11 protein-coding genes are annotated in these 13,682 nt (G+C 31.4%); 4 read left to right on the top strand and 7 right to left on the bottom strand.

Annotation, left to right across the window (positions count from 1 at the left end):
* Positions 1–17: 17 nt before the first annotated feature.
* Positions 18–2,579 (bottom strand): zinc-dependent metalloprotease, encoded by a 2,562-nt coding sequence (locus MW871_RS03240; protein WP_248427539.1) that lies wholly within the window; start codon positions 2,577–2,579, stop codon positions 18–20.
* A 325-nt stretch (positions 2,580–2,904) separates the two neighbouring features.
* Between MW871_RS03240 and corA the strand changes: the two genes are divergently transcribed.
* From corA to MW871_RS03220, 4 genes are all read left to right on the top strand, one after another.
* Positions 2,905–3,975 (top strand): magnesium/cobalt transporter CorA, encoded by a 1,071-nt coding sequence (gene corA, locus MW871_RS03235; RefSeq protein ID WP_248427538.1) that lies wholly within the window; start codon positions 2,905–2,907, stop codon positions 3,973–3,975.
* A 72-nt stretch (positions 3,976–4,047) separates the two neighbouring features.
* Positions 4,048–6,141: a phosphate acetyltransferase gene (pta, locus tag MW871_RS03230; RefSeq protein ID WP_248427537.1), complete on the top strand. Its 2,094-nt coding sequence runs from the start codon at positions 4,048–4,050 to the stop codon at positions 6,139–6,141.
* 205 nt (positions 6,142–6,346) lie between these two features.
* On the top strand, positions 6,347–7,546 hold the full coding sequence (locus MW871_RS03225; protein ID WP_248427536.1) for an acetate/propionate family kinase: 1,200 nt from the start codon (positions 6,347–6,349) through the stop codon (positions 7,544–7,546).
* 166 nt (positions 7,547–7,712) lie between these two features.
* Positions 7,713–9,089: a M28 family peptidase gene (locus tag MW871_RS03220; protein ID WP_248427535.1), complete on the top strand. Its 1,377-nt coding sequence runs from the start codon at positions 7,713–7,715 to the stop codon at positions 9,087–9,089.
* A 48-nt stretch (positions 9,090–9,137) separates the two neighbouring features.
* Here MW871_RS03220 and MW871_RS03215 read toward each other — a convergent pair whose 3' ends face one another.
* From MW871_RS03215 to MW871_RS03190, 6 genes are all read right to left on the bottom strand, one after another.
* Positions 9,138–10,250, bottom strand: a complete 1,113-nt coding sequence (locus MW871_RS03215) for a PAS domain-containing sensor histidine kinase (RefSeq protein ID WP_248427534.1) — start codon at positions 10,248–10,250, stop codon at positions 9,138–9,140.
* 292 nt (positions 10,251–10,542) lie between these two features.
* On the bottom strand, positions 10,543–11,388 hold the full coding sequence (locus tag MW871_RS03210) for a hypothetical protein (protein WP_248427533.1): 846 nt from the start codon (positions 11,386–11,388) through the stop codon (positions 10,543–10,545).
* Between the two features lie 18 nt (positions 11,389–11,406).
* Positions 11,407–12,225, bottom strand: a complete 819-nt coding sequence (gene kdsA, locus MW871_RS03205; protein ID WP_210646282.1) for a 3-deoxy-8-phosphooctulonate synthase — start codon at positions 12,223–12,225, stop codon at positions 11,407–11,409.
* A gap of 169 nt (positions 12,226–12,394) precedes the next feature.
* Positions 12,395–12,847, bottom strand: a complete 453-nt coding sequence (locus tag MW871_RS03200; protein ID WP_248427532.1) for a 2-dehydro-3-deoxyphosphooctonate aldolase — start codon at positions 12,845–12,847, stop codon at positions 12,395–12,397.
* A gap of 259 nt (positions 12,848–13,106) precedes the next feature.
* Positions 13,107–13,292, bottom strand: a complete 186-nt coding sequence (locus MW871_RS03195; protein ID WP_188050413.1) for a YgaP family membrane protein — start codon at positions 13,290–13,292, stop codon at positions 13,107–13,109.
* 23 nt (positions 13,293–13,315) lie between these two features.
* The gene (locus tag MW871_RS03190; RefSeq protein WP_248427531.1) at positions 13,316–13,621 is read right to left on the bottom strand and encodes a hypothetical protein; all 306 of its coding nucleotides are present in this window, start codon (positions 13,619–13,621) and stop codon (positions 13,316–13,318) included.
* Positions 13,622–13,682: the final 61 nt, after the last annotated feature.

Below are 13,682 nucleotides of genomic sequence, written 5' to 3'. Positions count from 1 at the left end.
ATTGAGACTGAATAATCCTATTTAGGATTTAAAGCTTCTCCAATTCTTGCTATTAAATCTTGCACATGGTATTTACTCACAGTATCAGTCATCCTGATCGTAGCCATTTTTAAATCACTTTTTAAAGTGTTCAATTGACCTCTAGCTATTGAAGGAAGATCGGTTTGTGCTAAGTTTACTTTTCGGGTATTAAAACCATAAGTTACACCTACAGGAACTGATCTTACTGTTGCTGAACCAGGTTTAAGTAATTCGATAAGTTTATCTACATAGATTTTTTGAATATTTCTTCTGTAAATATCTATACTGCTGGAGCCTTTTAACTCAGAGAAAATTCCTTTATTTAAATCAGTCATCAGTTCGTCTACAGCGTAATTTTCTTTGCTAGCACTCGAAGTTTCCATTAATCGAACCATTCTATCTCCCGCTAATAAACTACTTAATGTTGCGTCTTGCATCGATTTAATGGCTTCTACACCACTATCAGGATTTATTTTAGATAGAATGTCTTGATTTAACAACCATTTTGGAGTCGTAAATAATTGTGTATTTAAGAAAGCTACAGCATCTTTCTGAATACTTTTTGGAACAACTGTAAACTGATTTCCAGTCATATCGTATGTTTTTGGAGAGTCATATATTCCACCAACATTTTTTGTAACATGTCCCATATACCTTCTAAACTGTCCGGTAAGTGCGCCATAAAGCTCATCTAGTTCACTATAGCTTTCTCCTTTTTCGCTAGACCATTCTATAAGGTTTGGTAAAATTCTTTTTAGGTTTTTGATTCCATATTCCGAAGCTCTCATTGCGTTATCACCAATATCTTCTGTTTGGTACCTTGGATCGTAAGGACTAGATTCAGTTCCAAACCATAAGCGATTATTCTTATACGCTTTTTTAGTCATTTCGTTTAAAATGGTTTTTTCTTCTTTCTCAGATTTCGCTTCTTCAAAATAAGAGTAACCCCATTTTATTGCCCATTTGTCATAATCTCCAATTTTTGGAAAGAAATCAGTAACCCCATCTTCTGGTTGCGCCACATAATTAAAACGAGCATAATCCATGATAGAAGAAGTATGACCATTTTTTGCAACAAAATCTTTGTCTCTTAATTTTTCTACAGGTGTGGCAGAACTAGCTCCCATATTATGACGAAGTCCTAATGTATGTCCCACTTCGTGAGAAGACACAAAACGAATTAATTCGCCCATTAGCTTATCATCAAATCTCTTTGCTCTTGCTTCTGGATTTGCAGCGGCAGTTTGAATTAAATACCAATTTCTTAAAAGGCTCATAATATTATGATACCAACCAATGTGACTTTCTAAAATTTCTCCACTTCTTGGATCATGCACATTGGGACCGTATGCATTTTGAATTTCTGCAGCAAAATATCTAAGTACACTAAAACGAGCATCTTCTAGACTCATCGTCGGATCATTTTCTGGCCAATATTCTCCACGAATGGCGTTTTTCCAACCCGCAGCTTCAAAAGCAACTTGCCAATCATCAATTCCTTGTTTGATGTATTTTTTCCATTTTTCTGGAGTCGCAGGATCAATATAATAAACGATTGGTTTTAGAGGTTCAATTAGTTCTCCATTTTTTTGTTTTTGAGCATCCTCAGCAGATTTTGGTTCTAAACGCCATCTTACCGCAAATACTTTTGTGTCAGATTTTTGAGAATCCTCTTCAAAAACGCCAAATTGGTTTGCAAAATAACCCACGCGAGCATCAAATTCTCTTTTTCGCATCGGTGTTTTTGGTAATAAAATCATAGAAGTATTCATTTCTACTGTAATCACACCAGCGTCTAAAGCAGAAGGTAAATTCACTCCAATTTGTGGTGTTGGTGTACTACTGATTTTTGGAGGTGTAGTAGTAAATGTTTTTACACTTCTTATTTCGGTGTTTATAGGATAACTACTGACTTTTGAGATAAAAGAGCGGTCTTTTTGAAACGCTTGTATATTTAATAATTGTTTTTTAATCGGATCTAGTGAAAATGTTTGAACATCGGCATCAAAAGTAGGTGTCAAATCGATTACATATCCTATAATTTTTCCATCATTATCTTTTTTATAGGCCAAGACATAATAGTTTCCTATAATAGGATCTGAAGTAGAATTTTTGACTGCTTGTGCCAATGGTTTGTCTTCGTCTGGAGACATTATAACATAAGTAATAGATCGCAAAAGAAGGTTGTTATTCAATCCCTTTTCCCAACGAACAACTTGTCTATTGATTTCTTCTCCACCAAAAATACCTCCACCAGCTGGGGTTTTAGAATAACGGGTGATGGTCATTATTTCACTTCCTAAAAGAGAATCCGAAATTTCATAAAGATATTTTTGGTCAATTTTATGAACAGTAATTAGTCCGTTTTGGGTAACTGCTGTCGAATCAATTACTTTTCGATAAGGTTTTGGTTCTTTTTTTACATCACTGGATTTTGCATCCACTTTTGCCATAGCATTTTTAGCTGCTTTTTTATCCTTTCTACTTTGAGCAATTGTTCCTTGGGCCGAAAAAATAAACAGACTAACAATAAGTAAGGTTAAATTTTTTTTAATCATTTAGTTAATAGTATGTTGGTTAATAAATAGTAGGAATAGTAAATAATAAGAATTTTTTATTTTTTACCATCAATTTTCAAATCTATTGATATATTTTCAAAATTTAGCACTATGAAATTTAATTTTAGAGAATTAACATTTGTTGATGTTCTTTGAATTATAATTAATTATATGATTTATCTCATGAAATAGGATCATAATTGTCGTTATTTTTGTTTTAAAATTGGTGATTTAATAACATGATATTCGTTTTAAAAGCCCAAAAGGAATATGAAGCGGAGGTTTTAAAAAAGTTTTTGTAATATTACTACATAAACGATTTTGCATGAGAAAAATAAAATATAAAAAAGGCCGAAAGCTGCAACCGTATAATCTTGAATATACTGGAATTCATAAAAAAAATGAATCAGAAATGCAATTATTTGTATATGACGATCTAGATTTAGCCGAATATGAAGATTTTGAAGTGTCTGATCTGTCTAAATACATTAACAATCAAAAAAGCAATTGGCTCAATATTCATGGTTTAAATGATATTGAAGTCGTAAAAGAGATTGGTGCTTATTTTAATTTAGATAATTTTATGCTTACTGATATTTTAAATACCAGTAGAAGAACTAAATTAGAGGAACAGCCTGATGTTTTATTTTTTAATATAAAATCACTTTTGCCCGCCGGAAATTCAGATAATATAAGTGTTGAGCAAATTAGTTTTTTAATAAAAGATGGTGTTCTAATCTCTTTTCAAGAAAAACGTTCAGACTTTTTTACACATATTCGGGAACGCATTCGAACCCATTCGGGATTAGTACGTACTAAAAAAGTAGATTATTTATTATTCATTCTTTTAGATGCCATCATGGAAAATTTCTACATCACTATCGAAAATGAAGAAGATAAAGTAGAAGAATTGATCAATCTTTCGAAGAAAAGTATTGATCCTTTGACATTAGAACATATAGAAAAACACAGAGATAATTTTAATTTTTTAAAACGTTCTATAATACCGCTGAGGGATTCTTTGTATGAAATCAAAAGCATGAAAGATGACAATGTTTTTGATGGAATAGCATTTGAGAGTTTTAGTTTTTTTTCCCGTTTGCATCAAAAAAGTTTTGAACTTTTAGAACAAATAGAAGCAGATATGGGATCATTAGAAAGTGCCTCCAATTTTTATTTTGCCGCTCAAACGCATAAAATGAATGAGATTATGAAAACGCTAACCATAGTCTCTGCCATATTTATTCCATTAACATTTATTGTTGGTGTTTATGGTATGAATTTTAAGTTTATGCCAGAATTAGAATACCGCAATGGATACTATATTATCATTGGAGTAATGGTATTTATCGGAATAGCAATGATTTTTTATTTTAAAAAAAGAAAATGGTTTTAATTCCAGACATGATATAAATTATAATAAATAGAATTTTAGAAAATAAATTTAGTACGAATAAAAAATAGTATAATGAACAAAGCCATATATATTGCAACGAGTGAACACAATAGCGGAAAATCTATTATTACTCTTGGATTGATGAGTATGCTTATTGGAAAAACTGCTAAAGTTGGTTACTTCAGACCCATAATAGAAGATTTTGAGGATGGAAAATTAGACAATCATATCGAAACTGTTATTTCTCATTTCGGTTTAGATATTGATTTTGAAGATGCTTTCGCAATTACCAAAAGTAAGCTGATTAAAAAAAAGAATAAAGGAAAAATAGGAGAGGTTTTAGATCTTATTATTGATAAATACAAACGTTTAGAAGAACAGTTTGATTTTGTTTTGGTAGAAGGAACAAGTTTTAGTGGTGAAGGAACAGTCATAGAGTTAGATATGAATGTCCTTATTGCCAAGAATTTAGGAATTCCAACCATAATTGTGGGTTCTGGAGTAGGAAAAACGCTAGATGAATTAATTGATAGTCTGTATTTGGCTTACGATTCCTTTAAAGTTAAGGATGTTGAAGTCTTGGCTGTCATTGCCAATAAAGTGCAGCCCGAGAATATTAAATTAGTAACAGATGGTTTAAAATCTAACTTACCTAAAGAAGTTTTAGTCGACGCCATTCCTATAATATCTAGTTTACATAATCCTACGATCAAAGAAATTGTAGATGTTTTGGGTGCTAAAGTATTGTTTGGTGCAGATTCCTTGAATAATGAAGTTGGTAATTTTAGCGTAGGTGCTATGCAATTGCGCAATTATTTATTACACCTAAAAGAAAACGCCTTAGTAATTACTCCGGGAGATAGAGCCGATATTATATTGGGTGCTTTACAAGCAAATGAGTCCGCAAATTACCCCACTATTTCAGGAATTGTTTTAACCGGTAATATTCTGCCAGAAGATAGTATCATCAAATTAATTGAGGGATTGACAACTATTGTTCCTATAATTACCGTAGAAGGAGGAACCTACGGAATAACAAACCAATTAGGAAACATAAAATCAAAGATTTATGCCGATAATAAACACAAAATTGAAGCTTCTATAACCACTTTTGAAAAGTATGTTGATTTAGAAGGTTTATCAAAAAAATTAAGTTCTTTTGAAGCAGATGGTATGACTCCAAAAATGTTTCAATACAATCTTGTTAAAAGAGCAAAACAACACCGAAAACATATTGTTTTACCAGAAGGAAGTGACGAAAGGATAATTATTGCAACTTCTCGATTATTAGCGATGGATGTGGTTGATATATCTATCATTGGAAACAAAAAACAGATAGAAAGTAAAGTAGCCGAATTAGGAATTGCAGTTGATTTTTCTAAAGTCAACATTATAAATCCAATCGAGTCTGAAAAATATGAGGATTATGTAAATACCTATTATGAGTTAAGAAAAAATAAAAACGTCTCTATGGCTATGGCCAAAGATTTAATGGAAGATGTCTCTTACTTTGGAACAATGATGGTGTATAAAGGAGATGCAGACGGAATGGTTTCTGGCGCAGCTCACACAACGCAACATACTATTTTACCCGCTTTACAATTCATAAAAACCAAACCGGATACCTGCATTGTTTCGTCTATATTTTTCATGTGTTTAGAAGATCGAGTATCTGTTTTTGGTGACTGTGCCATTAATCCAAACCCAACAGCTGAGCAATTAGCAGAAATAGCTATTTCATCAGCAGATTCCAGTTTAGCCTTCGGAATAGAACCTAAAATTGCCATGCTTTCCTATTCTTCTGGTGCTTCAGGAAAAGGGGATGAAGTCGATAAAGTTAGAGCAGCAACTGAAATAGTACGAAAAAAACGTCCTGATTTAAAAATTGAAGGACCAATACAATATGATGCTGCCGTTGATATGGAAGTCGGTAAAAGTAAAATGCCAAATTCAGAAGTAGCAGGACAGGCGAGTGTGCTTATTTTCCCAGATTTAAATACAGGAAATAATACTTATAAAGCGGTGCAAAGAGAAACAGGAGCATTAGCAATTGGACCAATGTTACAAGGTTTGAACAAACCAGTAAACGATTTAAGCAGAGGTTGTACTGTAGATGATATTATAAATACAGTTGTAATTACTGCAATTCAAGCGCAAGGATTGTAAATTTTTATAAAAAAGAAAAAAATCAAGCCACTAAGACTCAAAGTCACTAATAATATTAATTAAGATATTCAAAAAAAATTTTGTGCCTTAGAGTTTTGCAAGTAAAGAAAATGATTAAAGAAACTTCGTGACTTAGCGTCTTGGTGGTATAGAAAAGACTTTTAGGAATCTTTCGAGTCTTTGTAGTAAAAACAAAATAAAAAAAATGAAAATAATAATAATAAACTCAGGGAGTTCTTCTATAAAATACCAATTGATTTACATGCCTGCAAATGAAGTTATCTGCTCTGGGATGATTGATCGAATTGGATTAGAAAATTCAAACTTAACGTACACAACTAAAACAAGTAAAGTAGAAGAGTCCTTGTCTATTGCAAATCATAAGATAGGTTTAGAAAAAATTGCAGAATTATTAATGCATCCCGAAATAGGAGTTATAAAAAGTACCGATGAGATTGAAGCGGTTGGTCATCGAGTAGTACATGGCGGAAGTACTTTTTCTGATACAGTGGTTATTACTGAGGAAGTGAAAGAAAAAATCAGACAACTTTTTGATTTAGCTCCATTGCACAATCCTGCTAATTTAGAAGGTATAATTGTAGCTACAACTATTTTTACTGCAGCGAAACAAGTGGCTGTTTTTGATACCGCATTTCATCAATCAATTCCTGTTATCGCACATAAATATGCCCTGCCAAATTATCTTTTGACAGAACATAAAATAAGATTGTATGGTTTTCATGGGACCAGTCATAAATACGTTTCGGAAAATGCAGTTCATTATTTGACACAGAATTCTTTTAGTAAAGAATCTAAAATAATTACAATTCACTTAGGAAATGGATGCAGTATGACTGCTATAAAAAATGGAAAAAGTGTAGATCATACTTTAGGTTTTGGACCTATGAATGGTCTTATAATGGGAACTAGAAGCGGCGATGTAGATCAATCTATTCTATTTTATTTAGTGAATACTTTAGGTTACTCTTTAGAAGCGGTAAATACAATGTTACAAAAACAAAGCGGAATGCTAGGGCTTACGGGTTATAGTGATTTAAGAGATATCGAAGCAAATGCGGAAAATGGAATTGCAGATTGTCAATTAGCATTGGCCATGAATGCTTATAGAATAAAAAAATATATTGGTTCTTATGCTGCAGTTCTAAACGGACTTGATGCTATTGTATTTACAGCAGGAATAGGCGAGAACTCTTCCTATATTCGAAAACTAGTTTGTGAGGATATGGATTATTTTGGTATTGAATTAGATTTAGAAAAAAATGAATTGCGTTCTAAGGAAATCAGAGAACTCAATACACCAGATTCTAAAACAAAAATATTAGTAATTCCTACCAACGAGGAAATTGAAATTGCCAATCAGGTATATGAATTGTTACTGAATTAATTAGCTGTTTTTTTATACATATTAGTTATGAAACTATTACTAAAGTCCTGCAAGTTATAAAACGAGCAGGATTTTTTTTAATGTGTTATTAATATTTCATTAATAATGACGAAATTGCGAATCTAACTAAAACTAAATTTTATTTTTTAATATCTATTTTAAAATTATGAAAAAATCAATCGTATTAGCCGCATTGCTCTTAAACGGCATAGCCATTTTTGGACAAACTAAAGACGAATTATTCTTTAAAGAAATTTATAAATCTTCCTTGACAAACGCTAAATGCTACGATTGGTTAGATCATTTATCCAATAAAATTGGTGCACGACTTTCTGGATCTGATAATGCTCAAAAGGCTGTTTTGTACACTAAAGCACAATTAGAAACACTAGGTTTAGATAAAGTATATCTTCAGGAAGTGATGGTCCCAAAATGGGTTAGAGGCGAAAAAGAAACAGCTTATATTCTAGACAATAAGACTAAAATAACAGTGCCAATTTGTGCGTTGGGAGGATCTATTGCTACAGCTAAAAACGGACTTACTGCAGCGGTGATCGAAGTACAAAGCATTGCCGAATTGAACACTTTAGGCGATAAATTAAAAGGTAAAATTGTTTTTTTTAATAGACCAATGGAACAAGAGTTTATTGAAACTTTTAAATCCTACGGAGGATGTGTAGACCAAAGATATGCAGGAGCAAAAGAAGCAGCAAAATTTGGTGCTGTAGGAACAATTGTTCGTTCTATGAACTTAAGACTAGATGATTTTCCGCATACAGGAAATCAAAGCTACGGTGATTTACCAAAATCTCAATACATTCCAACGGCTGCAATAAGTACGAATGGAGCAGAGTTGTTGAGTAAATCATTAAAAAAGAATCCAGATTTAAAATTCTATTTTAAGCAAAACTGTCAGCAATTAGAAGATGTTTTATCTTATAATGTTGTGGGTGAAATAAAAGGTAGCGTACATCCTGAAAATATTATGGTCGTAGGAGGGCATTTAGATTCTTGGGATTTAGCGGATGGTTCTCATGACGATGGAGCAGGAGTGGTACAAAGTATGGAGGTGATCAACATTTTTAAGAACTTGGGATATAAACCTAAAAATACCCTTCGTGTTGTATTGTTTATGAATGAAGAAAATGGAGGAAAAGGCGGTAAGAAATATGAAGAATTGGCTCAGGCAAATCATGAAAATCACATTTTTGCTTTAGAAAGTGATTCAGGTGGTTTTAGTCCAAGAGGTTTTTCTTTTGAATCAGATGAAGCCAATTTTAATAGAATTCAAGGATGGAAAAATCTTTTTGAACCGTATTTAATCCACAGTTTTACAAAAGGACATGGAGGTTCAGATATAGATCCACTTACTTCTAAAACCATTGTAAAAGCGGGCTTAAAGCCGGATTCGCAACGTTATTTTGATTATCATCATGCTGCTAATGATACTTTTGATGCTATAAATAAAAGAGAATTAGAATTAGGAGCTGCAACAATGGCTTCTTTGATATACTTAATAGATCAAAACGGAATTCTAAAATAAAAATAGCAAAACACTAAATTTTTTGAAGGTGCTATATTATGTTTTTTTTCAATATTTGAATGAAATAGTAAATGTAGCACCTTCATCTAATTTGCTCTCTACTGCAATTCTACCACCTAAACTAGAAATGTGATTATACACTAAATACAAACCAATGCCGTTGCTGGTACAATCTTCATTACCATGAAATTTTTCATATAAACCAAATATTTTATCCTTCACTTTATCCATATCAAAACCAATACCTTCATCCGAAAAAATTAATTGTTTAATGCCATTCGTTTTTTGACTTTTGATGGTAATGCATGGAACTTGCTCTGGTTTAGCATATTTTATTGAATTCGTAATCAAATTCAAAAAAATACTTTTTAGATAAGCTTTATTGAAAATTATATTTTGCACTTCAGAAAAGTCAATATTGATAATGGCTTTTGAATCCTCTAGTAAAGAATTGATAGAAAGGAGAACTTCCTCTAGAGCTGTCTTTAGATTAATATCTGTTAACTGAGTGTTTACATTTTCATTTTCTATTAATTGGTCTATGGAGTCGTTTAAAGTTTCTTTTAAATTTTCACTTGTTAATTTTAAAACTTCAATCAATTCTAATGTTTCAGGATCATTAATTTTTGAAACATCAATTAGGTTAAAAACGGAAAGCATATTATTAATAGGAGACTTTAGGTCATGTGATGTTTTATGTGATAAAATTTTTAGCTCCTTGTTTATTTGCGTAAGATTCGTCAATATTAAATTTCGTTCTTCTTCTATTCTTTTTTTATGGGTGATGTTTTTTGCAATTGCATAAATCAATTGTTCGGATTCTACAGGCATAGAGGTCCAGGACAACCAAACAATTTTACCACTTTTGGTTAGGTATCTATTTTCGAAGTTTAATAAGGGTTTATTGTTATAAACTTGTTCCCTTGTTTCTATTGTTGCTTGTAGATCATCTTTGAAAACAAAATCAAGAATAGGTTTTGCATATAATTCTTCTTCAGAGTATTCTAATAATTTTGCAACAGCTGGATTTATTCGCTTAAAGTAACCATCAAATCCTGCAATACAAATTAAATCAGCTGAGATCGTAAAAAAATTATCAAAGCGGTAAATCCCATTGGGATCACTTGTAGTTTTATTTTTGGTCATTGGACTGAGTCGCATTAATTATTTAGTTTTATGCTATTACTAATTTTAAGAATTGTTTAGTGAAAAAAAATAATAATGATTTGCTCAAATTTAAATAATTAATATTAAAAAAAGCCCATATGTTATTCTTATTTCAAATAAAATAAGTAAGCATAACTTGTAAGAATTAACATAATTAAATAAGAATAAAAACAAATTTAAAATAAAATTCCCCCAAAAAGTAAATCACTATTTGGAGGAATTTTATTTAGAAAACATTAAATTACGATACTTTTGAGATTACATATCTTTACTTTATTGAAAACTGTTAGATTTTAAATATACCTCCTACAGCAATTATTCTTTGAAAAAAGAAAAAATCTTGAGAAGCACTATCCTCACTACTTTTAGTGGTTTTAATATCTTGCATATTGATATAACCTCCTTTTAATTCTCCTTGTACGTAAAAGTGTTTAAAAAACGTAACATTCAAACCTGCTTTTACAGAAGTTCCAAAACCGGAAACATGAAAATCATCATGACGATCTTTGCCCAATAAAGTGGTATTTGTTTTAGGATATAATAATCCAAATCCAATTCCTTCTGTTAGATTTACTTGAATTTTATCGGTGTTAGTGATTTTAAACAAAGAGGATATATCATCAAATCTTGAGAACTCCGTATTTACATAATTCAATCCATCAGTATGTTCAAATTTTAAAAATTTTTCAGTCAACAAAATTTGATTGTTTGGTAATAATTCGTCATAAGTTCCCGGATTAGGGTAAAAACCAGTATAATTTACCGCTTTATCTTGTGACATAACATATTTCATGTGATCTACACCAATTGTAACACTGTAGTGATCCGTAATAAAATAGCCCAGTCTCAAATTAGTTTGAGGAATTGTCATTCTAGCTGGATTAACATAATCTACATGCCAACCTTTTGGTTTGTCATGTGCTGTTACGTTTTCTAAAGTAAAATTATAATCTTTCCCTCTAAAGTTAATGTCTGACTTAGTATAATTTTCGCGGTTTCCTCCCCACGAAACAAAAAATTTGCCTTTATTGTGTGCAGTATATTTATCTTGAATTGGAGTATTTTCTTGTGCATTCGCATTAATAGTAAATAATGTAATAAGAATGGCAGCAATATAAAAAATGGGTTTCATTGTAATTTAGTTCTTTATTTAAAATGAGTTTACTGTTTTTCTAATAGCAACTAATTTGGTCATTAACGATTCAAAATAATCTAAATGCAACATATTTGCACCGTCACTTTTTGCATTAGCAGGATCAAAATGAGTTTCTATAAAAATCCCATCAACACCCACTGCGATACCAGCTTTAGCAACAGTTTCAATCATGTCGGGTCTTCCACCAGTTACACCAGCACTCTGATTCGGTTGTTGCAAAGAGTGGGTAACATCAAGAACCGTAGTAGCGTATTGTTGCATCGTTGGAATTCCTCTAAAATCAACAATCATGTCTTGATAACCAAACATGGTTCCTCTATCGGTCACCATTACATTTTCATTTTGGCAATCTAAAACTTTTTGTACGGCATGCTTCATACTTTCTGGACTCATAAATTGTCCTTTTTTCAAGTTTACAACTTTACCTGTATTGGCTGCAGCTACAACAAGATCCGTTTGACGCACTAAAAATGCTGGAATTTGTAACACATCAACATATTGAGCAGCCATATCCGCATCCTCATTCGTATGAATATCAGTTACTGTAGGAACATGAAATGTTTCCGATACTTTTCTAAGAATTTTAAGTGCTTTTTCATCTCCAATTCCTGAAAAACTATCTATTCTTGAACGATTTGCTTTCTTAAAAGAGCCTTTAAAAACGAATGGAATTTGTAAATTGTCAGTAATACCAATTAATTTTTCTGCAATTCGCATTGCCATTTCTTCACTTTCAATCGCGCAAGGACCAGCTAATAGAAAGAAGTTACCGCTTTCGGTATGCTTAATTTGTGGAATTTTATGTATGTTCATAGTAGTTGTTTTTTGAAGGTGCAAAGATAGTTAGGTTTTATGACTCTCCTTTATTATTAACGTTTTATTTGAAGCTGTTTCCTGCTATCCGTTGCAATCTTTTCCTTTTATTTTCAAAAAAGGAAAAGGATTTTCACTACTATCAGGGCTAGGGAATACGGTTAAAATGCTAATTTTTCTTTAAACTAAGCCCAAGAGGAACCATCACTAAACCTTTTTCGTAAATGTTTAGGTATAATTTTATTGGTTTTTTTTGCCCTTCCCATTTTAATTCATAAACATCTAAAAAACCTGCGCCAAGATCCGTTCTTTTAGTGGGAAAAGGACAGCAACTTTCTAATTTTTCGTACGTTATTTTTTCACCATTTGGACCCGCTAACGCATTTAAGAAGCGTTGTTGATTAATCTTATCGTTTAAGGTGTTTTTATAAAAGATATTAATAGGATAATCAGCTTCATATCCATATTTTTTATCTGTACTAAAAGCAGTGATTACAAACGTATTTTGATTTGTAAGAACTAAGTTTGGTGCGTTGTCATCAACATTTTTCAAAGTCGATTTGGTACTCACACAAGATACAGTTAGTATTAATAAAGCGATAAATAGAAGATTTTTTTTCATATAGTTGATTAATCTGTAGCGTTAAAAAGTATTGGTAATTGCTTGGCCAAAACATTCATTATTAGTACAAAGATAATCAGAACTTTAAATTCTATAAGAGTAGAAAATGTTTTTTGCTAATAAAAGCTTTAAAAAACATTCTTTAGTTTTTAATCTATAGTTTTACGTTAAGAATACTTACTTTAGAATTCACATTAACTCCTAAATCTTGATTTACCAAGCGCTAATCACTCAGCACAAATTATTAATAACTAAAAAGCTAATCTTTTACACCTAATTTATTCAAAATGGTATCTAACAAACACCATTTACTAATGGAAGATTGAAATAAATTAGCTCCCACAAAGGCTGTAAGCCATAACCAATTTGGACTTAAATAATGTGCTAAAAGCAAACTAGTCAATATAAAAATTCCTGCTACGGCTCTTACGATTCTGTTTTTCATGATACTGTGTATTTATTATTTTATTAATTTGATTTTTCAATATTAAGAACTGCAATATGAATGTTTGATTTAGTTACTTGTTTTGCATTAAAGTCATTAACCAAATCAAACAGTGAGTCAATATTTTCTTTTTTCACAAAAGCATAAAAAAGGATGGATTCTGTTTCGTGAATATCGCCAGCAAACCAGTTGCTTTCTATGGCTTCTTCAGAAAGATCGGTAAACCCCTTTACTTCTTTAAAAGTAAAGGTTTTTACATGAGCTTTTTTTAACATTTGCTTTATGTCATTTTCAAAATCTAGGACAGCAGTTATAATAAGTAGTTTCATAGTTTATATTTTAAAAGTCCAAAGTCCAAAGTCCAAAGTCAAAAAACTTCAAGTACTTTTC

The organism is Flavobacterium pygoscelis (genome assembly GCF_023162025.1).
Lineage (GTDB): Bacteria > Bacteroidota > Bacteroidia > Flavobacteriales > Flavobacteriaceae > Flavobacterium > Flavobacterium pygoscelis.
Note: the sequence above shows the minus strand (reverse complement) of the source record. Positions and strands in the feature narration are given on the sequence as shown.